Origin of the sequence: Oceanobacillus saliphilus (assembly GCF_023522835.1) — a bacterium.
In the GTDB taxonomy this organism is placed as follows: domain Bacteria; phylum Bacillota; class Bacilli; order Bacillales; family Amphibacillaceae; genus Oceanobacillus; species Oceanobacillus saliphilus.
The window spans coordinates 232,720-254,744 of the sequence record NZ_JALCZU010000003.1 but is presented as its reverse complement, the minus strand read 5'-3'; the positions used below and the strand labels follow the sequence as shown (position 1 = coordinate 254,744).

19 protein-coding genes are annotated in these 22,025 nt (G+C 38.5%); 17 read left to right on the top strand and 2 right to left on the bottom strand.

Annotated elements, in window-relative coordinates:
• The 11 genes from MN204_RS07430 to MN204_RS21245 all read left to right on the top strand — a co-directional run bounded on the left by MN204_RS07430 (position 1) and on the right by MN204_RS21245 (position 12,479).
• Positions 1-1,275, top strand: a complete 1,275-nt coding sequence (locus MN204_RS07430) for a capsular polysaccharide export protein, LipB/KpsS family (RefSeq protein WP_249870467.1) — start codon at positions 1-3, stop codon at positions 1,273-1,275.
• A gap of 17 nt (positions 1,276-1,292) precedes the next feature.
• Entirely contained in the window at positions 1,293-2,024 is a 732-nt protein-coding gene (gene kdsB, locus MN204_RS07425; RefSeq protein WP_249870466.1) for a 3-deoxy-manno-octulosonate cytidylyltransferase, read from the top strand.
• On the top strand, positions 2,017-2,841 hold the full coding sequence (kdsA, locus tag MN204_RS07420) for a 3-deoxy-8-phosphooctulonate synthase (RefSeq protein ID WP_249870465.1): 825 nt from the start codon (positions 2,017-2,019) through the stop codon (positions 2,839-2,841). Before kdsB ends, kdsA begins: the two co-directional genes overlap by 8 nt.
• 19 nt (positions 2,842-2,860) lie before the next feature.
• The gene (locus MN204_RS07415) at positions 2,861-3,844 is read left to right on the top strand and encodes a KpsF/GutQ family sugar-phosphate isomerase (protein ID WP_249870464.1); all 984 of its coding nucleotides are present in this window, start codon (positions 2,861-2,863) and stop codon (positions 3,842-3,844) included.
• A gap of 11 nt (positions 3,845-3,855) precedes the next feature.
• Positions 3,856-4,377 (top strand): KdsC family phosphatase, encoded by a 522-nt coding sequence (locus MN204_RS07410; RefSeq protein ID WP_249870463.1) that lies wholly within the window; start codon positions 3,856-3,858, stop codon positions 4,375-4,377.
• A 29-nt stretch (positions 4,378-4,406) separates the two neighbouring features.
• Positions 4,407-4,835 (top strand): HIT family protein, encoded by a 429-nt coding sequence (locus MN204_RS07405; protein WP_249870462.1) that lies wholly within the window; start codon positions 4,407-4,409, stop codon positions 4,833-4,835.
• 52 nt (positions 4,836-4,887) lie between these two features.
• Complete coding sequence (locus MN204_RS07400; protein ID WP_249870461.1) at positions 4,888-5,670, top strand: ABC transporter permease; 783 nt, start codon at positions 4,888-4,890, stop codon at positions 5,668-5,670.
• A 12-nt stretch (positions 5,671-5,682) separates the two neighbouring features.
• Positions 5,683-6,468: an ABC transporter ATP-binding protein gene (locus tag MN204_RS07395; RefSeq protein ID WP_249870460.1), complete on the top strand. Its 786-nt coding sequence runs from the start codon at positions 5,683-5,685 to the stop codon at positions 6,466-6,468.
• Positions 6,419-9,826 carry a capsular polysaccharide export protein, LipB/KpsS family gene (locus MN204_RS07390; protein WP_249870459.1) on the top strand — a complete coding sequence of 1,136 codons (3,408 nt, stop codon included), beginning with the start codon at positions 6,419-6,421 and terminating at the stop codon, positions 9,824-9,826. The genes MN204_RS07395 and MN204_RS07390 overlap by 50 nt, the downstream gene beginning before the upstream one ends.
• Before the next feature lie 25 nt (positions 9,827-9,851).
• Positions 9,852-10,943: a capsular polysaccharide export protein, LipB/KpsS family gene (locus MN204_RS07385; RefSeq protein WP_249870458.1), complete on the top strand. Its 1,092-nt coding sequence runs from the start codon at positions 9,852-9,854 to the stop codon at positions 10,941-10,943.
• A 789-nt stretch (positions 10,944-11,732) separates the two neighbouring features.
• Complete coding sequence (locus MN204_RS21245; RefSeq protein ID WP_306798616.1) at positions 11,733-12,479, top strand: CatB-related O-acetyltransferase; 747 nt, start codon at positions 11,733-11,735, stop codon at positions 12,477-12,479.
• Between the two features lie 62 nt (positions 12,480-12,541).
• Here MN204_RS21245 and menC read toward each other — a convergent pair whose 3' ends face one another.
• The gene (menC, locus tag MN204_RS07375) at positions 12,542-13,648 is read right to left on the bottom strand and encodes an o-succinylbenzoate synthase (protein WP_249870457.1); all 1,107 of its coding nucleotides are present in this window, start codon (positions 13,646-13,648) and stop codon (positions 12,542-12,544) included.
• A gap of 181 nt (positions 13,649-13,829) precedes the next feature.
• Here menC and MN204_RS07370 point away from each other — a divergent pair, with 181 nt between their 5' ends.
• The 4 genes from MN204_RS07370 to MN204_RS07355 all read left to right on the top strand — a co-directional run bounded on the left by MN204_RS07370 (position 13,830) and on the right by MN204_RS07355 (position 17,794).
• Positions 13,830-14,660, top strand: a complete 831-nt coding sequence (locus MN204_RS07370; protein WP_249870456.1) for a MurR/RpiR family transcriptional regulator — start codon at positions 13,830-13,832, stop codon at positions 14,658-14,660.
• Entirely contained in the window at positions 14,660-15,784 is a 1,125-nt protein-coding gene (locus MN204_RS07365) for a M20 peptidase aminoacylase family protein (protein ID WP_249870576.1), read from the top strand. The genes MN204_RS07370 and MN204_RS07365 overlap by 1 nt, the downstream gene beginning before the upstream one ends.
• 80 nt (positions 15,785-15,864) lie before the next feature.
• Positions 15,865-16,854 carry a Gfo/Idh/MocA family protein gene (locus tag MN204_RS07360; RefSeq protein ID WP_249870575.1) on the top strand — a complete coding sequence of 330 codons (990 nt, stop codon included), beginning with the start codon at positions 15,865-15,867 and terminating at the stop codon, positions 16,852-16,854.
• Between the two features lie 112 nt (positions 16,855-16,966).
• Positions 16,967-17,794: a mechanosensitive ion channel family protein gene (locus MN204_RS07355; RefSeq protein ID WP_249870455.1), complete on the top strand. Its 828-nt coding sequence runs from the start codon at positions 16,967-16,969 to the stop codon at positions 17,792-17,794.
• 226 nt (positions 17,795-18,020) lie between these two features.
• Here the strand turns inward: MN204_RS07355 and MN204_RS07350 are convergent, their stop codons facing one another.
• A complete protein-coding gene (locus MN204_RS07350) occupies positions 18,021-19,589 on the bottom strand; it encodes an esterase/lipase family protein (RefSeq protein WP_249870454.1) in 1,569 nt (522 codons plus the stop codon).
• A gap of 427 nt (positions 19,590-20,016) precedes the next feature.
• Here MN204_RS07350 and MN204_RS07345 point away from each other — a divergent pair, with 427 nt between their 5' ends.
• Both MN204_RS07345 and MN204_RS07340 read left to right on the top strand, forming a co-directional pair.
• Positions 20,017-20,619, top strand: a complete 603-nt coding sequence (locus tag MN204_RS07345) for a TetR/AcrR family transcriptional regulator (RefSeq protein WP_249870453.1) — start codon at positions 20,017-20,019, stop codon at positions 20,617-20,619.
• Positions 20,620-21,144: 525 nt separating this feature from the next.
• Positions 21,145-22,023: a beta-keto acid cleavage family enzyme gene (locus MN204_RS07340; protein ID WP_249870452.1), complete on the top strand. Its 879-nt coding sequence runs from the start codon at positions 21,145-21,147 to the stop codon at positions 22,021-22,023.
• The last annotated feature ends 2 nt before the right edge of the window (positions 22,024-22,025 follow it).

The window sequence follows — 22,025 nt, the reverse complement described above, 5'->3', positions numbered from 1 at the left end:
ATGGATATCGCAAATGAACTTATTCAAAAAGGTCATCGATGCTTTCAAATGAAATTTGAGTTAGGTGAACTTTTGTTTAAAGGAAACATGGAAACGATGTATGCTCCCTTTCATATTTCCAAAAAGGAATATCCAATAACGGACGGTGAACTCGGTGATTTAAAAATCTATAACATCACTTATAAAGAAAGAATATTGCATAAGAGCACAACAAAAAAAGAACTGCAAATATATAAACGTTATATGTACCTAATTGACAAGTACATTGAAAATAACCAAATTGATATTATTTGTCTATTCAACGGCTACCATTGGATTGATCAAATCTCAAAAGTGATTGCTGAAAGACGTGGATTGAAAACGTATATTTTTGAAGATGGACTCTTTCGGCCATATACACTTACTTGTGATGAGAAGGGAATCAATGCTACTAGTTCCGTGCCAAGAGATGCAGCCTTTTATGAAGCGATGGATATTGATTACAGCAGACTGAAAAGTTATCTATTTAAACCGGAAAATAACAAACTTGAAAATAGGACAAGTGAAAATCTGTTTTTAGTAGCCTCCATAAAAGCAATCAATATGATAGGTCATTTATTTAGGCTTAGTCCCAAGCTATATACACATATAACATTATGGCAGGCAATTAAATATTTCTATTATAAGAAAACCTTTAAACTGCGCAAAGAAAATAAATTTGAATGGCCAAGGGAATATATTTTCGTGCCATTTCAAGTAGCCAGAGATACACAGATATTCTATAATTCACCGAATATAAACCGTATGGAGCAATTGGTTGAGGTGGTACTGGGAGCGGTAGATGATTTAAATTCCACACAGAAACGTAATGTGAAAATTGTCATTAAAGAGCATCCGGAAGATATGAGCCGCAATAATTACCGCAAGCTGAAACGAAGATACAAGGACAATGAAAATATCATCTTCATTCAAAAGTTTGATATAAAACAACTAATTGAACGATCACTAGCGGTAGTGACAATCAATTCGACAGTCGGGATTGAAGCTCTGGCACAGCATAAAAAAGTAATTACCTTGGGGGATGCTGCCTATAATATCGATGGTGTAGCAACCAGATGCCATCTGCCCAGTAAGTTAAGCAATGTTCTAATCAACGTGCTTGAATCTGAAATGAACAAAGAAAGAATAGATAAATTCCTATATTATTTAAGGTTTCATTATCAAATTGAAGGAACCATTAATTCAAGGAGCAAGGTAACAGCCGAAAATGTGACCAAAAGAATTTCTTCTAAATAGAGAGGTGTATATGTGAAATGAAAGTTATTGGCGTTATTCCAGCAAGATACGGATCATCCCGGTTTCCGGGTAAACCATTGGCACTCATTCATGGCAAGCCAATGATTCAAAGAGTATATGAGCAAGTAGCTCAAAGTAAAATGCTCGATATAGTTGTTGTTGCGACTGACCATGAACAGATTAAGGAAACGGTAGAAGGGTTTGGTGGAAATGTCGTCATGACAAGCGCAGATCACGAAACGGGTTCCGATCGAATGGCAGAAGTGACGAGGAAGGTGGATGGAGACTTTTATGTAAATATTCAGGGGGATGAACCATTAATTCGCTACGAGCTAGTAGATTCTCTCGTTGAAGCTGCAAAAGACTCTCCAGAAGCAGTTGTGACGGCAAAGACAGCAATTAGTAATATGGAAGATGTTTTAGATCCAAATATCGTAAAAGTGGTTACAGACAATCAAGGGTTTGCAAGATACTTTTCAAGATCGCCAATACCATACAACCGTGCGGAAAATAAAACGATTTATTACAAGCATCTTGGTATTTATGGTTATCCAAAAGCTGTCATCAATACGTTTGTTCAATTACCAGCATCGCATCTTGAGGAAACAGAGGTATTGGAACAGCTTCGATTATTAGATAATGGCTATGCAATTAAAGTAGTGGAAACATCATATAATGCGGTCGGAGTCGACACGCCGGAAGATATAGAAAAAGTAGAAAAAATACTAGGAGGAATTCAACATGTCTAAAACAGTAAAATTAAACGAAAATATCACCTTTGGTGGAAATAATCCATTTGTATTAATCGCAGGACCGTGTGTGATCGAAAGTGAAGCATTAATTATGGAAACAGCGGAACAGCTAAAAGAGATTACGAGTAAACTAAATATCCCATTCATTTTCAAGGCATCTTATGATAAAGCAAACCGTTCGTCCATCCACTCATTCAGAGGACCAGGAATTGATGAAGGGTTGGAAATTTTAGCGAAAGTGAAAGAACGTTTTAATGTACCGGTTACTTCCGATATTCATGATGCATATCAAGCTGAAAAAGCTGCAGGAGTGCTTGATATTCTTCAAATACCCGCTTTCTTATGTCGTCAAACAGATTTATTGGTGGCAGCAGCCAAAACAGGAAAAATTGTAAATGTGAAAAAAGGACAATTCCTTGCACCATGGGATATGAAAAACGTTGTGAACAAATTGAAAGAATCTGAAAACGAAAATATCTTATTAACGGAACGTGGCTCAACATTCGGTTACAACAACTTAGTAGTGGACATGCGTTCCTTAATTGAAATGCGTGAATTAGGGGCGCCGGTCGTATTTGATGCGACACATAGTGTCCAAATACCTGGGGGGAATGGTACTTCAACTGGAGGTAAGAGTGAATATGTGCCATATCTATCAAGAGCAGCAGCTGCAATAGGCGTGGATGCAATTTTCATGGAAGTACATCCAAATCCAACGGAGGCAAAATCGGATGGCCCGAACATGGTGAAACTTGAAGAATTGGAAGCAGTATTAAAACCGATTGTAGAAATTGATCGTTTGATAAAACAATAGTATACAGGGGGAAATATAATTGCTAAATTCAGTAGAACCAAAAGTAGATCATTTAAGTAGTATGCGAGAAGTTTTGGTAAAGGAAGCAAATGCAATTTTAGAACTCAAGGATATTATTGGTCAGTCTGTCGAGGATGCTATTAATCTTATTCTAGAATGTAGCGGTAGAGTAGTCATTACTGGTATAGGTAAATCGGGTATTATTGGCAGAAAAATAAATGCAACCATGGCCAGTACCGGTACACCTTCCTTCTTTTTACATCCATCGGAAGGTTTGCACGGTGATCTGGGAATGGTAACCCATCATGATATTATTATTGCTATTTCCAATAGCGGGGAATCTGAGGAAGTATTACAACTGCTTCCGTCCATCAACAAAATTGGTGCAAAGATTATCTCCATTACAAAAAATCCACAGTCTACTTTAGGAGTTAAATCGGATATTATTCTTTCTATTGGAAATGTCCAAGAGGCATGTCCATTAGGTTTAGCTCCTACATCAAGTACTACTGTAACGCTTGCTCTAGGTGACGCACTGGCAATCGCGTTATTGGAAGCAAGAGGATTTCAACAAGAAAACTTTGCATTATTTCATCCTGCTGGTTCTTTAGGGAGAAAACTATTATTAACGGTAAATGATATTGTTGAAGCCACTGGAAAAAATCCAGTTGTATATGAAACAGCTACATTAAAAGATGCGCTTTTTCAAATGACAGCACAATGTTTAGGTGGAGTTTCCATTATTAGTGAAGAAGGTAAGCTGGTAGGTATTCTCACAGATGGTGATATCCGTCGTGCAATTGCAGTATCAAACAGTGTGTTTGATAAGTACGTAGCAGAGGTATTCAATCCATCACCGATATATATTCAGCAAGGTGCATTGGCAAAAGATGCGCTCGTTCTCATGGAAGAGCATGAGGTTAATGTATTACCAGTAGTTGATCTTGCCAATCGTCCGATTGCAATGATTCATGTACATGACCTTATGAAGTTAGGAATATAAGGAGTTTATCAATGAATATTAAATTAATTGTATTAGATGTTGATGGTGTGTTGACGGATGGAAAGCTTTACATCGGTTCCGATGGCGAGGAGTATAAGTCATTTAACACACAAGATGGTATGGGAATAAGCCTTGCTCGTTATACAGGAATAAAAATGGCAATCATTACTGGAAGAGAATCTGCCGCAGTTACCAAAAGAGCAAGTGAACTAAACATCGATTTTGTGTACCAGGGAATTCCTGACAAGCTGGGAGTTTTAGAGGAGATTAGAGAGAAACTTGCGATAGATTTAGACCAAATATGTTATATAGGTGACGACATTAATGATCTGCCCATTATGAAAGTAATCGGCTTCCCTTGTGCACCAAACGATGCTGTTCCCATTGTCAAAGAATGTGTGAAATATGCAGCGGACGCGAATGGGGGAGAAGGTGCGGTACGGGAAATCATTGATCATATTCTTTCCACTCAAGAAAATTATAAGGAATTAATAGAGGCTTACCTAGCCGGTAGTGTAAGAGTTATACAATAATCATTATCAATATCATGGGAGTGGGACCAGTGAATTGTCCAATTTGCGAAAAACATACGAACACGACGGATGCAATCTATGAGAATGGAAATTGGGTGATTTCACATGGCCCATTGGCTTCTCAAATTTTAGGCTATGTATACATTGAACCTAAAAGACATGTGGAAGACTGGGCACAATTTACAGATGAAGAATTATCTGAATTGGCCCCACTTATAAAAAGAGCAGAGGAAGCAATAAAAAAAGAACTTCCAATTAATCGCCTTTATACAGTTACAATTAGTGAAGCTGTAAGGCATCTTCATGTACATCTGATACCGAGGGATGAAGGTACGATTGTTAAAGGAGTTCCTCTGATAGAGCAGGCAACGCAACAAAAGGTGAAAACTGCTGCAAAAATTACAGAAGAACAATTGGAAGGATTCTGTAATAAGCTTCGGTTAAATCTCTCGTTATAGACGCTTTCGCTAAACTATATGAACAGACAGAAAGATTTAAGGTGTTGTGAAAATGGAAAACTCAATCTCCAAGATTTGGGAAAATAAAGATTTTATAAAAACACTTTCGAAAAGGGAAATCATATCCAGATATAAACAATCACTATTGGGTAAATGTTGGATTATGCTTGAACCGATGGGCTTGATGATTGTACTGACAATTGTTTTTTCCGTTTTTGTCAAATTACCAAGTGAAGGGTTGCCATATGCACCCTTTCTATTTGTTGCATTGTTACCATGGATGTACTTCAATAAGGCAGTTAACGGCGCTTCAAGAATAATAGTGGGAAACTCGGGGTTGATCAGGCAAAGGAATTTTTACCGTCCTGCATTGGTGTTTATTAAGTTATTATCAGAGACAGTAAATTTTGGAATTACATTAATAGGTTTAATGCTGGTTTTATTGTATTACAATATTCTGCCGGGTATAAATGCTTTGTATACGGTTCCTGTTTTATTTATCCAGATGATTTTAATGCTTGGATTAATGATGTTACTGTCATCTGTGAATGCCTATATTCGGGATGTTGGGTTAGTAACACCGATTATTTTACGATTAGGGCGTTATCTATCCCCGATTATGTATTCATTTTACGCCATCCCAGAGCAATACCAACCAATTATGGCATTAAATCCGTTAACAGGAATTTTCGATGGTTACAGGCAGGCAATATTACATAATCAGCCACCGAATATGTCTCTATTACTCTACTCGGGTGTATTCAGTATCGTGATTTTAATTATTGGGTGGATTACGTTTAATAAATTAGAAAAGGATTTTTCAGATGTTGTTTAAGGGTGATCAGTAATGGAAGATTATGCAATAAAATTAACTAAAGTCGGAAAAATATATAAGACAAACCGATTACTAAGCACAAGGGATAAACTTATTTTTGGAAAAACCAAATTGAATGGTAAATGGTCTTTGAAAGATATATCGTTGACAATTAATAAGGGCGAATCTGTTGCAATACTCGGTGATAATGGCTCTGGAAAAAGTACTTTATTGAAAATAATCCTAGGTGTAACTTCTCCTACAGAAGGAGAGGTTATTGTTAATGGTAAGATTGGGGGATTAATAGAGCTGGGGGCAGGATTCCAAAAAGAATTATCAGGCCGGGAAAACATCTATATGAATGGGGTCGTACTTGGGTTAAAGGAAAAAGAAATCGATGAAATTCTTGACGAGATTATAGAGTTCTCTGAGCTGGAGGATCATATCGATAAACCAATCAAGACATATTCCTCCGGTATGAAAGTAAGATTGGGGTTCTCTATAGCATTGCATGTTAACTCAGACATCGTATTGCTAGATGAAGTTTTAGCAGTTGGGGATAAACGTTTCAGAAAAAAGGCATTACGTGCAATAAGAAGTTTCCTTAAGGGGAAAACAATTGTATTTGTTTCCCATAGTGCCCATCAAGTGAAGGCCGTTTGTGAAAAAGCTATTGTTCTTGATAAAGGAGAAGTCGTTTATTTTGGTGATGTAGATTCAGCATTGGACCTCTATGAAAATGAAATAGTGGAAAGGAAGGACAAAGAAATTGAACAAAAAAGTGAAAAAAATAGCCAAGAGAATTCTATTACAACTTAACCTATATGAACCTAAAAATAAATCTTCTCAAAAAAAACCTTATGAAGAAATAGGAAGTAATTGGAATGACGCAAGTAAGCCAATAGCATTTATGTATGGTTTTAACCCTTGGAAACGTGAACATATTAGTCATATCTTTCCGGAATATCGAACAGCCTTTGTGTTTGGAAGTGCTGATTTAAATCGTCTCCGGTCATATTTTCCCAATGATAATAAAATGGTGTTTATTGTCTGGGGATATAAGGAACCCGATGAAATTAGAGAATATGCGAAAGAGAAAGGAATTAAATTGATTCGAACGGAAGATGGATTTGTTCGCTCCGTTGGACTGGGGGCAGGACATAGTCTGCCAATGTCCATTGTAGCAGACGACAAAGGTCTTTATTTCAATTCGCAGGAACCATCGGAACTCGAGGAGATTCTACAAACATATAACTTTAAACACCAGCCAGATTTACTGGAAAAAGCCAAAGGGAGTATGGAAAAATTAATAAAGGCTGGTATTAGTAAATACAATCACCTCGGTACATCTAATGTAGAAAAAATCTATGGTAAAAAAACGCAAAAACGTATATTGGTAATAGGGCAGGTAGAAGAAGATGCCTCCATTAAATATGGTTGTGATCGAAAAATAACCAATAATGACTTAGTTTGGGCCGCATACCGAGAAAACCCGAAAGCAGAAATTATCTATAAGCCACATCCCGATGTATTAACTGGTCATCGAAAAATGGTATCAGACCCAAAGGCAGTATCGCATATTGCGAAAGTTGTAACAGAGCCCTTAAGCTTGGTAGACGCACTTCAGACAATCGATCACGTCTATACAATTACCTCCTTGGCGGGATTCGAGGCATTAATAAGAGGAATACGTGTAACTTGCTTCGGAATGCCATTTTATGCTGGATGGGGGTTGACCGATGATAGGCAGCGGAATGATCGACGAACCAGAAAACTGACAATGGAGGAATTATTTGCTGGTGCATATCTATTGTATCCAAAATATATTAGCCTTCAAACGAGAGAATTAATAGATTGTGAGCAAGCAATGGATGAGTTGCTGGAGCAAATCAAATTTGACAGACTTTTAAAAGAAGAGGAATACAAAAAGGCATTAATAAAAAGAAAAAATAAAACAGAAAAGCCATTTGTAGAAATTGGAGATAACTGGAACAATTTAGCTGATGGTAAGCCGGTGGCATATATGATTGGTTTTAATCCTTGGAAACGTGAACATATGAGTCGTTTCTTCCCAGAATATAAAACGGCTTTTCTTTTTGGGAATTCTAACTTAGAAAAACTTTTGCCATACCTTATCGAGGATTCCAATTTCGTATTTATTGTTTGGGGGTTTAAAGAAGCGGATGAAATTAGAGAATATGCAAAAGAAAAAGGAATTAAATTGATACGAACAGAAGATGGTTTCGTTCGTTCTCTGGGGTTAGGCGCCGGTCACAGCTTACCAATGTCAATTATAGCGGATGAAAAAACACTTTATTTTGATTCCCGTGGACCATCTGAAGTTGAGCATATTCTGCAAACATATGACTTTAAAAGCAAACCAGAATTGTTGGCAACAGCAAAACGAAATATGGAGAAGCTAATATATACCGGTATCAGTAAATATAATCATGTAGGTCCAACGAATGTTGAAAAAATTTACGGGAAGAAAACGAGAAAGCGTGTTTTGGTAATTGGGCAGGTAGAAGAAGATGCTTCTATTAAATACGGTTGTGACCGAGAAATAACAAACAATGATCTGGTTTGGGCAGCTTACCATGAAAACCCGGATGCGGAAATTATTTACAAACCACATCCTGATGTATTGACTGGCCACCGAAATATGGTTTCAGATCCAATGGCAGTAGCACATATTGCTAAAGTCGTTACAGAACCTTTAAGCTTGGTAGATTCTTTTAAAACAATTGACCATGTATACACCATTACTTCTTTATCAGGATTTGAAGCTTTAATCAGAGGAATTCGTGTAACATGTTTCGGTTCCCCTTTTTATTCAGGGTGGGGGTTAACGGATGACAGACAAAAGAATAATCGTCGTACCAGAACACTTTCCATCGAGGAATTATTTGCCGGAGCGTATTTATTGTATCCACGATACATAAGTCTTGAAACGAATAAATTAATTGATTGTGATCGCACAATAGACGAGCTCCTTTCAACGAAAATAGACCATATGTTGAATGAAGTATTGGAAAGTAGAAATGAGTCAATGATTGCTGAACTAGAATCATTAATCAATAAATCAATTGAATTAGACGTAAAGGTTGAAGATAATAACCTCAAATTGGCTCAGTTATTTGAATTAAAAAATGACTATAAAAAGAGTGTGGATCATTACAAAGAGGCCCTCCAATTGAGTAATGATAATGTTATTAAGGCTAATGCCTGCTATAAGATTGCTGATTTGAAAATTAAAAATGGTGATTTCTCCAGACATACCAAGGATTATCTCTACACTGCGATTGACATGACGAACGATCATAAGTCTCTCGTTTTGTTAGTGAAGTATATTTGGGAAAACGAAGGGTTAACAAATGAGTGTTTTGATATGCTGAGAAGATTGGAAGCTAAAATGGACAATCTATCTGCAGAGGAATTACTCCTTATTGCAGCGATTGATAATGATGCGGGTCTCTATAATAAAGCACTGAATCTTGTGGAAAAAGCATTGGAATTGGATAGCAATATCATGAAAGACTATCGAAATCTGGCACTTGTTTCTATGGTAAATCATAGACGACCTGATCTCATAAACCATTCAGATATAGAAAACTATTATTATAAGAAATTACGATATTTTGAAGGAACTTTTGAAGAAATGGTCAAAAATGCTGATGGCGATATCTGCATTGTTTCCAACAGGCTATCCAGTGAAGATAAAGGTAAAGGGGAATGGATTAATAACAGGAAATTAGTAATCCGAATAAATGATTACTCGACAGATTTCCCTCTATCCTATGACTATGGTACAAAAACAGATGTCTGGATCAAAGAACCAACATATGATAGGAATTACCGCAGAAATGTGAATAACCTGGATCTAGTCTTAATTAGTGGGGCGAATCCGGAACATACAAATGCAAATGGGGTTGATCTCGTAGTTGATTTTATTGATGCCGATAAACCCGTACAAACAATTCCTCACCATATCTATGTGGAATTAGTGAAAGAACTTCATACGAAACCAAGTACTGAGTTGTTAGTCCTATACTGGATCTATAAAATCCAGGGACCAATTAATCGTGAAAACATTTTAGGTTTTGCTTATGATGATCCAAAAGAAAAAACGATATTTGAACGTATATTTACAATAGATGAACTGTTATTTGCAAGATAATAACGGGATAAAATGGATGAAGATAATGGACTCTTATAAAAAAAGAATTAAAAAAATGATAAAGAAGCTTTTAGCTTACGTGACGATCGTCTATTGGAAAATAAGACCGCTTCAAAAGAGTAATAAACCTGTAGCTTTTCTATTTCACGTATCGAAATGGAAACAGCCTTATATGTCAGCTTTTTTCGAAAGGTATGATTTACGTTTTGTTCCTTTTGATTATAAGCTTACGTTTCTCCGATTTGAGTTGGAAAAATATCAGAACAAAGTTTTTATTGTATGGAGCTTTAATATCGATCCTGAATTATGTAAGTATGCCCAAAAACATCATATCCCTGTTTATAGAATGGAAGATGGCTTTGTTCGATCGAAAGGACTGGGGGCAATGCATACGCCTCCATATTCCTTATGCATTGACAAAAAGGGGATGTACTTTGACTCATCCCAGCCCAGTGATTTAGAAGATATTTTAAACACTTACAATTTTAAAGAGGATAAGCCATTATTATCTCAGGCAGAACAGGGCATAAAACTTTTAACAGAACTTGGTATAAGTAAATACAATCATCTTGAAAAGAAAAATATAGATGAGATATATGGACCAAAGACAAAGAAAAGAATTCTCGTTGTTGGTCAGGTTGAGGATGATGCGTCCATTCTCAAGGGGAGTATGCATCCGTGGACAAATAATGATTTGGTTCTAATAGCAAGCAAAGAGAATCCCGATGCAGAAATCATTTATAAACCACATCCAGATGTTCTGACAGGCAGAAGAAAAAAACAATCTGACCCAAATGATATAAAGCATCTTGCTAATGTAATAGAAGTACCGTTAAGTCTGGTTGATTCCTTTCAAACTATAGACCATCTTTATACCATTACGTCGCTTTCTGGTTTTGAGGCTCTGCTTAGGGATATTCCTGTTACGACATTAGGAGCCCCGTTTTATTCCGGATGGGGACTGACAGATGATCGACAGCCAATTGATAGGCGGAAACGGAAGTTAAGTGTTGAAGAATTATTTGCAGGTGCCTATATTTTATATCCAAAATACAGAGATCCGTATACGAAAGAAAAATTAACTTTGGAAGAGACAATTGAAAGGATAAATAAATAATTCAACTTTCCGAGAGTGAAATTGACAAACAAGCCTTGGTAGAAGTAAGGAGGATGTGAGACACTGCTTAAGTTGACTTTGGATTAATTGTTCGGCTTAGGCTTACATTGTATTTGATATAAAATGCGACGTAACCTAAGTTTATTCTTGGAGATGAGTGCTCTTGCCGCCGTCCGGGATCGCTCTGGGCGGATGCGCATCCTTAGGGAACGGCCTCAGCCTCCTCGAGAAAACCACTCTGCCGGATCTTCGGACACGTGCTTTTCCTGCAGGAGTCACCGCCCGCCGCTCACCCGGACTGGTAAAACTGTGTTGCTATTTTAGCTATTGCACAGGCAGTAATTGAGACTAATCTTCAAATAAGCTCGGGGAAATACACGGAGACTCCTACGGGAAGAAAGGCATAGGTGAGACAACGCAGCGCTTTAGCGCAAGTTGGCTCACCAGCCGCCTTAGGATGCGCGCAGTGTATTTCCCCGAGCGGTCGCCGAAGATACCTATCGCGCGTCACAGCTTATTCAAATCCAATTGTAATTAATTAAGTTACTTCGCATTTTACATAAACTGTGAGGCTTATAAAGTAGCAAAAATCACGAAACCACCCTTGCTTGGTAAGTGAGCAAGGCAATATTTGTGACTCTCCTGAGTTTAACCCAGCTAACGTTCGAACTTATTTTATCGGTGTGAAAGTTGGGTAAATAATTTTCAATAACAATGTAATAATGGCTTGATACCTAAATACTATACTTTCTAATGTAACCTGAAAAAATAATTATAGGAGTGTCAGTTATGCCAAAAGTATCAAAGGATCATTTATCTGCAAAGGGTGTATATATAGATGATGTCGATAATTTGATGGGCAAATCCAAAGTCTTATTTGAACCCCCGGTCAGGTTAAGAAATACGTTCATTCATTCTGCAGGAGTTATAGGGTCTTACACAAATCTAAGGGGAGGAGTAATCCGTAATGTGAAATCTATCGGCAGATTTTGTAATCTTGCCCCCGGATTTACAATCGGAATGGGTGAACACCCACTTCACTATTTAAGTACACATGATTTCCAGTATAGCGAGACATTTGGTTTCGGTTCCTGGGAAGAGGCGAAAAACTTTAAAACTACCGTGCCGAAAATAGCCAGCAAACCTAATCCCATTATCGGCAATGATGTCTGGATAGGCGGGAATGTCACTGTTCTTAAAGGCGTCACAATAGGTGATGGCGCTGTAATTGCTGCAGGTGCTGTTGTGAATAAGGATGTAGAACCTTATGCGATTGTAGGTGGAGTACCAGCTAAGCAGATTAAATATCGTTTCAGTAAAGAGATAAGAGAAAAATTACTTGAACTAAAATGGTGGAATTACACATTGAAATCCTTGGAAGGAATTCAGTTTGACGATATTGAAATTGCCATAAAACAATTAGAAGAAAGAAAAGAGAATGGTTTATTAATTGAAAGAAAGAAACCTAGAGTTAAAGTGGTAAATGGTGAGCTTGTTCCAAAAAAAGTACCAGTGAAGGTACAAAAAGAAGTGTAAGCGTGGGGACGGTTCTCTTGCTTCCCTTTTGGAAGCAGAAGAACCGTCCCCGCGCTTCTTTTTTAATTAAAAGTCCTTACTTCAATAGTATGCTTCCTAACTTCTTCACGGTTTACGTCATAGCCAATGCCGGGTTTTGTTGGGAGTTCTAAACTACCGTTCACTGCAACTACTTCGGGTTCAATGATATCCTTGTGCCAATATCTTGAAGATGAAGCTGTATCACCTGGCAGGGTAAAGTTCGCCAAGGAAGTGATGGCAATATTATGCGCTCGTCCGATCCCTGACTCAAGCATGCCTCCACACCACATCGGAATCCCGGCCTGTTCACATAAATCATGGATTCTTTTCGCTTGTGATAATCCACCGACCCTTGCTATTTTCAAATTGATTATCCGACCGCTGCCGATCTCGATTGCTTTTCGGGCATCATCATAGGAATGAATGCTTTCGTCGAGACAAATCGGAGTTTTCAGTTCCTTTTGCAATTTTGCATGGTCAATGAGATCTCCCGCAGTCAATGGCTGCTCGATCATCATTAGATTGAATTGGTCCAATTTCTTTAACGTATCGATATCATTTAGTGTATATGCAGAATTTGCATCCACCATTAACGGAATATCCGGGAAATGGCTACGAATGATTTTAACTACTTCCACATCTTTACCTGGTTTGATCTTAACTTTAATACGTTTGTAACCTTCTTCGGTTTTTTGCCTAATATTCTCAAGCAGGTTATCGATATTTTCTTCAATTCCCAAACTGATGCCTACCTCAATGGAAGTTTTCGTACCACCTAACGCCTCAGCCAACGTAATGCCTTTTGACTTGGCATATAGATCCCATAGTGCAGCATCAAGGGCCGATTTTGCCAGGTTATTTCGTTTATACACACTGAAAATTTCCTGCAATTCATCAGGATGATTAAATTCCTTGTTGATTATTAGTGGAATAAGGAATTTATTCAGCATTATCCAGCTGGACTCTGTAAATTCCTCTATATATAAAGGCTGCTCAGAGGTGACGCATTCGCCCCAACCGGAAATTCCTGCTTCATCCTTGATTTCCACTAACAAAAACAGTCGATCATGTTCGGTTCCGAAGCTTGTCGTGAATGGATTCTTCATTTTCATATTGACTTTATAAACATTAATTTCGATTAATTTCATTAAAAGATTCTCCTTCTTATTTTACATTGGTCCCCAATTCATTAAAACTCTTATCTTACTCATTGCTTGTACTCAAAACGGTATAATTATTTTCAATTTTTCCAACTTGCACTAAATTATAATGAAGTTTATACTTCAAATCAAGAACAAATAATGGAGAAACTTCAAAAAGGGTGAAATTATGGGCGGAAACTATGTAGGGAAGACAAAGGAAATGATGCCAGATCTCACAAAAGGAATGAGAAAAGTAGCAACTTATATTCTTTCCGATCCTATTGTTTTTGCAATTTATCCAGCAAAAAAAGTAGGGGAAATCATAGGGGTAAGTGAAACGATGGTCATACGTTTCTGTAATACGATAGGTTACAAGGGTTTTAGTGAATTGCAGAAAGAAGTACGTCAGCATCTGCTTGATTTTAACGAGTCTGTATACAGTGATGTAAAATCAAATAAGGATATGGCCAATAAATACGAAAACAGTATGAATGATGATTTGAGAAATATCAATCTGAATATGAAAAATCTCGATGTACAAGCTATAGACGATGCGATCGAGCATATTATATCGAGCAGGAAGGTAGTTGTTGCCGGTTATTATCATTCGTTTGCTTTTGCACATTGGTTTTCGTATAATTTAAATTTCATACTAGGGAATGCAACATTATATCGTCCGGAGAGCGATGCAGGTCTACTGGATTTACTTCCTGAAAAATCATGCATTGTTATATTCTCCTTCTTCCGTTATGCCTTAGATACAATCCGGCTGGCTGAAGAGGCAAAAAAGCAAGGAATTAAAGTAATTACTATTACAGATTCCTGGGTATCTCCCGTAACGGAATATGCCGACATTGTTATTCCGTTATCTGTTCATGAATCCAAAACCTTGTTCAATAAAGGACCTGTAACGATGTCTTTAATCAACTCGGTCTTATTCGAAATAATTAACCTCACAGAGGAACGCGGAAAAATACAACCCGCCTACAAATACTTTATAAAGGATGGCGAAGAATGATGGGGAACACCATTGAACAAAAAGTAAATGATACGTTTCATTATTTACATAATCATGCAGAAATCAGCTGGGAAGAGGTTGAAACTACTAAATATATCAAAAATCTACTAGAAAAAAGTGGCTGCAATGTAACGGTTTTTGAAGATTGTACAGGGGTTATTGGAGAATTTGGAAGCTTTGATAAAGGTCTTCCGATAGTAGCAATACGAGCGGATATGGATGCCTTATGGCAGGAAGTCAATGGTAAATTTCAGGCAAATCATTCCTGTGGTCATGATGCACATATGGCTATGGTTTTAGGTGTTTTGTGGAAACTTGAGCAAACACCGGAAATAGCTGATCAAGTGGCAGTTAAATTTATTTTTCAGCCTGCTGAAGAAAATGGTACGGGCGCACTCAAAATGGTGGAGAAGCAAGTGATAGACAATGTCGATTATTTGTTTGGTGTTCACCTGAGACCTTCCCAGGAAACAAAGATGGGACAGGCGGCACCAGTCATCGTCCATGGCGCTTCAAAAATGTACAGTGCAGACATTAAGGGGGAGGATGCTCATGGAGCGAGACCGCATCTTAATCATAATGCGATTGAGATTGGAGCTCAGATTGTCAATATGATCAGTCAAATTCATTTGGATCCGCGGGTTCCCCATTCGGTAAAAATGACGAAGTTCCAGGCTGGTGGAAAAAATACAAATATCATACCGGGAAACGCATCTTTTTCACTGGATCTCCGGGCGCAAAATAACAAATTAATAGACTTATTGGAAAAGAAAGTGAACAGTATATTTGAATCTATTCGAAATTTATACGATGTCGATATTGATATCACATCTGTTGGTGGAATTGCCGCTGCTGAAACAAACGATGAAGCAATTTCAATTATGAGTCAATCCATCAAAGAAACAATCGGTGAGGAAAACCTGACCCCGCCACTAGTTACCCCAGGTGGGGATGATTTCCATTTTTACACGATTGAAAAACCTTCCCTGAAAGCTACTATGTTAGGATTGGGCTGTGACCTTCAACCTGGACTGCATCATCCGCACATGACATTCAATGAGAAGGCATTAATGAATGGTGTGGATATTCTGTACAGAGCAGTGATGAATACGTATAAAATTTGAGAAGCATGGGGACGGTTCTCATGCTTCCTTTTGGAAGCAGAAGAACCGTCCCCGCGCTTCCGTTAGGAGTGTGAATATTGATGAACATAGCGACAATTGGAACGGGGAGTATTGTGGAGTTGTTTCTTTCCGCGGTGGAAGAGGTTGATGGAACACAATGTGTGGCAGTGTACTCCCGGAAAGAGGAATCGGCTGAACGGCTGGCGGATAAATTCGACATCGCTGCTATATACACGGACATGAATGAGATGATGGAAAATACGGCGATTGATTTTGTGTATATTGCATCACCGAACAGCCTGCATTTTGAACATGCACACCTTGCCCTTAAAAATGGCAAAAACGTTATTTGCGAAAAACCATTTACATCAACAGTACGGGAAGCTGAGCAATTGGCAGAGCTTGCTAAGGAAAAGCAGTTAATGATTTTTGAAGCCATTTCAACCATACATATGCCAAATTATAAGTTAATTAGCAAGCATCTTGAGAGTCTTGGTCCAATCAAAATGGTTCAATGCAATTACAGTCAATTTTCAAGCAGGTACGAGAAATTGATGAATGGGGAAACGCCGAATGTCTTTAATCCTGAATTTTCGGGTGGAGCACTTGCGGATATTAATATTTACAACCTGCATTTTGTGTTGAATCTTTTTGGCAGGCCAGAACAGATTAGCTATACAGCGAATAAGCATCCAAATGGTATTGATACTTCTGGTATAGCTGTCATGAAATATCCTAATTTTATTGCGGAGTGTGTTGGTGCCAAAGATTCGCAAAGTATGAACTTTGCAATGATTCAGGGAGAAAAAGGTTATTTGAATGTCCTTAACGGTGCCAATGGGTGCCAGGAAATTATCATTTCGATTGGTGACCGGGAAATACGGCTGAACGCACAGACGAAAACGAATCGACTTTATTATGAAGTTGCTGAATTTCAAAAGATTTATCAGGAAAAAGATTATGAACGCTGCTATGCATTGTTAGATTATACCCAATCTGTTATGGAAGTTTTGGTGGCAGCAAGGATAGATGGCGGAGTGGTTTTCCCCGCAGATGAATCTAATCAGTAGCCGATAAAAGATTTCCTTCTAGTTAAAATTATAATCATCTACAGGACGAAAATTGATGTCCTCTCCAATTTTCGATACGATATGTACATGGATTGTTGGAAGGAGAGGAATTATGGAGATTTTTGGATATACATTTGAGATAGGGGATTTACTTGGAGTCGTTCTGCCAGTTGTCGGTCAAGTTATGTTGCTGCTCATCCTTTATGCGATTATCGTACCTATCGGAAAAAAGCTTATCGAAAGAGCGTTAAACAAGGCATCTATAAGGCAGAAAACGTCGCCTGGTCGGATGAAAACTCTGGAAAAACTATTAGTAAATTTATTTTCATATGTCATGATTTTTATTTTGATTGTCATGCTGTTGACGACATTAGGCATAGAAATCGGCCCAATCATCGCTGGTGCTGGTGTGGTAGGACTTGCAATTGCATTTGGTGCACAGGGACTTGTCAGTGATATTGTGACAGGGTTTTTCGTTTTATTGGAACGCCAAATCGAAGTGGATGATTATGTTACAACTGCAGGATATGATGGAGTCGTCGAGGAAATCGGTCTGCGGACAACGAAAATCCGGAGTTTTAATGGTACGCTTAATTATGTGCCAAACCGTTATATCGAGGGTGTGGCGAATCACTCCAGGGGAAATATGCGCGCACTCGTTGATATTGGCATCAGCTATGATGAGGATATCGACCAGGCAATCAAAGTGCTCGAAAGCATTTGTTCAGAATTTCAGCTAGATGAGCGCTTTAAAGATGGCCCAAATGCAATCGGTGTTCAAAGTCTTGGATCCTCAGATGTTGTCCTGCGTATTGTCGGCCAAACTGAAAACGGCCTTCAATGGGAATGTGAACGGGACATGAAAAAAAGGATCAAAGAAGTGTTCGACCAACAAAACATTGAAATCCCATACCCACATCAAGTATTCATCCAGAAATAAGCGGTGCTGTCACCCCTCGAATTTTGTCGAATGGTGCAGGTTAGCATATTGACCCACATGAAGTGTGATATAAAAAGGTTCCCTTCTCTAATCGGAAAAGGAACCTTTTATAAATAGAAAATGAAAGTATAAATTTTGGCAGCATTAATACTTACACCTAAACAGCCTCTTCCTGATCTAGTGCTCTTGGTCAAAGATAGCAGAGCATAGGGCTTTTCAATTTATCCTATTTTGAATACACGGAATCGACAATGGTACGATTAAATATATTTCCTTCTTTTGTAATCCCTTCAATATCAACGGTAATATTATAAACGACATTTGCTTTATCAAATTCCAGTTTTTGTGAAAGATTTGATTTCCCTTTTACGGTCCATTGTTTTGCATTTCTCGGATTGCTGGATTCGCTAAGGTGATAGGTCGCTGACAGCGTATCTACATCAAATTTCCCTGCATCGATCTCGAGTTCGTAAATATCTTCCTGCATGATGAAGTTTTGCACGTTATTTTTCTCGAGGTAGGGAACTGTTTTAAAATCAGCAACAAACAAGTAGGCATTATCAGTGGTTTTGGATTGCATTGCCAATTTCCATTCTCCAGCTTCCGGCTTATCAATTGTAACGGTATAACTGACAGCACCTTTAAAAATACCTTCTTCCATATTTACTTGCTGTACATTTGTTTTTAGGTTCTTTCCGGATGGATTGGTCACTTTTATTGTTGACAGTTTTTCGGCCGTCAATAGATTGAGAGTGAGTTTTTCAACGTCCTCCTCCACATGTACTGTAAGCAAGTCTTTTTTTGCTAATGGTCCTCCATGAACCCATTGATTGGATTCGGATGAAGCTGCAGCGCTACCAACATGTTGCACCGAAAAATCTCCAGCAGCAACTAGATTATCTCCTGCTAAATAGTCCTCAAAAAATGAAAAAGTCGCTCCAGTCCGAATTGTCGTATGGTTCCATTCTCTAATCGCGAGCTCATGTCCTCCGGGTAGATTGCTGCTTGCAGCTGTTACGACACCATCGTTTGCTCCATAGCTTGATAGATATACACCACCAAACCAGTTGGGAGAAAAGATACTTCCCCAATCTGTTCCACCGAGCGTAAAGTAGTCATTCAGATATGCATTTGGATTCTCATCCGTTTGCGAGCGGAAGTTTTCCATATAGGCCATTTGCATGGAATATGTTCCCTCACCTTGCATGCCGATCAAATTAGCAAGCCATCCTGCGCCAGAGCTGTATGCGAGGTCAGCCAGCTGGGATCCATGATGCGGGCTGGATAAGGTGATGACATTATCCACATAGTTGGAAGCTCCATAATAGGTAAGTGCTGCCTGCGAATCAACCCCACCCTTGCTGTAGTCGACAATAGTTATATCCTTTCCACCGAAATACTGGGAAATTTCAGTAATTTTTTCAGCCAGCAACCTCCCGTTATTCCACATATTAGCTGACTCACCACCAGCATCATACAACTGAACAAAGGCAGTTTGATAGCCTGCATGATAAGCCGTTTGATACATATCATTATTTTCCCAAAATAACTGAGCGACATTATTTAATCCTGGTACGAACAATAAGACAGGAGCATCTGGTAAAAGATTACCTGGTGTTGCGCCAACATACCATGTTCCAGGTGTTTCTTCATTACCATTTCCCGCCTTTCCCATGGTGGACGATGAGGAGGAAGAAGAATCTATTGAAATTGGTATAGGTACAGCATCGGTCGTCGCAGAAACATGGGGTTGTGAGTGAATTCCACTAGTAATCAACGCGACAAGACAAAGCATAAAAACCCTCCTTACATTATTCATTTTTTCTCTCCCTTCATTTTTTGTAACATCGTGTTTTGGAGTAGATTTAGGTGGCAGCGTACGTAGAAAGTAATTCCTAAGAAGTGTGTCTATAAGAATCATAGTTATCAATGATTATTATATCGTTATCTATGTTGTTTTTGATTGAAAATTTTTATATGAAGTAAAAATCCAACTATGGTAGTGATTCTAATAGCTTAAGTTAAGATTGCTTACGAAAAGTTCCGGGATATTTGATATGTTCGGGGTATAATTTGAGATTCGTAGGACTTAGAAAGGAAAACGAAAGATAACTAGTTTTTTTCAAGAAAAGTCGGAAAAGAATCATTCGTGGCTAAAAGCAATGAAGATAAGAGCTAGCTGCACTCTTAATACCGACAAAACAGGGGAGTAGAACGGACTGATGTTGAAAAAAAACCGTCCAGATAGTATAGTAAAATTATATTCCTCAGAAGTAGGTGAAATAATCATGGGAAGAAATTCTCGTAAACTCGATATTTTGAATGCAGCATCAAAAATAGTAAAAGAACGCGGTATATTCAATCTGACTTTGGATGCTGTTGCAGCTGAGGCTGGGTTTAGTAAGGGAGGACTTCTCTATCATTACCCGTCCAAAGAAGCACTGGTCAAAGGAATGGTTGGGTACTTGGCTGAAAATTATCAGGAAAAAGTTACAGCAGATATGGAAAAGGACCCGGAAGAAAAAGGGAAATGGATTCGTGCCTATGTCAATGTTACCTTCAATCAAACAAATGAGAATAAAAATAAAAATGCGATTCTGCTTGCTGCGAAAGCAGTTGACCCTAAGTTGCTTGATCCGATTCGGGAGGTTTATGAAGGCTGGAGAGATCAAGTTGAACACGATGGAATTGACCCGATGAAGGCAACAATCATACAACTCGCAGCAGATGGAATCTGGCTGTCAGAGCTATTTGATATTAACCGAATGGAAGAAGATAAAAAAGAAGAAGTTTTTCAAGCATTGATTAAGTGGGCAAATCAATAGAAAAGCAGTAGCTAAATTTGAAATCTTCCGTGTGTGAACACATTTTAAATGCTCACTTCGGGGGATTTTTTTGCGAGGTAGGAAAGAAAGTATAAAACTTTCCTACCTGCATAAATGCAACCAAGCCTGTCACGAAAAGGCTTCGTGACAACAGGGTTTTTATAGAATTGATGTGATACTTAAACAGTCACATCCAACCCCAGCTCCTAGAAACTCCCTTTCATCAGCAATGGACATTCCAAAGGTAAAAAATGCAAGCGTATCGAAGACGTTCGCCAAAGGCTTAAACAAATGCTTCGTCTTCTAATCACCTTATAAATTCAAGCCCTTTTCACAGTAAAATCAATTTTTTTTGAATTTTTATCATCCCTTGTCTCATCTGGCCTCAAAGGCATAGGATTCCCCAAAAAACCACCATATCGCCTTGAAACGCTACAAGTATAATGTTATAGTTTCAAATGTATTAATAAACCGTCTGGATGGTAAAGTAAAAAAATATACAAAACAGCACTTGGAGGTTTTACGATGAAAAAAGTTTTACTCACAGCCGCAGTTACTGGAGCTGGTGACACTTCAGATAAAAGCAGCTATGTTCCGGTAACACCAAAGGAAATTGCTGATTCAGCCATTGCTTCGGCAAGAGCAGGAGCGACCGTTGCACATATTCATGCACGCGATCCGAAGACTGGCGGAATTAGTCACGATATCGAGCATTATCGTGAAATTGTAGACCGGATTCGAGACTCAGAAACAGATGTTGTCATTAACATTACTGCCGGTGGTGGCGGTGATTTCATTCCTAGCCTGGATACCCCTGCAAAGGGTGGTACGGGTACATGGATTCAGACTCCGGAAGAACGCCATCGTCCGGTTGGAGAGCTGCTCCCTGAAATGTGTACATTGGATTGCGGAAGCATCAATTTCGGCAACATGATTTATATGAGCCCGACGGATTGGTTGGAGCAACAGGCAAAACTCATCCAGGAAAGTGGCGTAAAACCAGAAATGGAATGCTTTGATACAGGTCATTTAAGCTATGCGAAACATCTGGTTAATCAAGGGTTGATCGATGGAGACCCAATGTTTCAATTTTGCCTTGGAATTCCCTGGGGAGCTGAAGCCGATATAGAAACAATGCTATATATGAAAAACCGTCTTCCTGAAAATGCAACATGGTCAGCATTCGGAATTGGCCGCATGCAGCTGCCAATTGCTTTGCAAACAGCACTTCTTGGTGGGAACGTTCGTGTTGGACTTGAAGATAATCTTTATTTGGAAAAAGGTGTACTTGCAAGTAATGAAGCACTTGTAGATAAAACTGTGAACATGCTGGGACAAAATGGCATTGACATAATGACCCCGGAAGAAGCTCGTGAACAGTATGGATTACGTAAGGTAAAATAGGA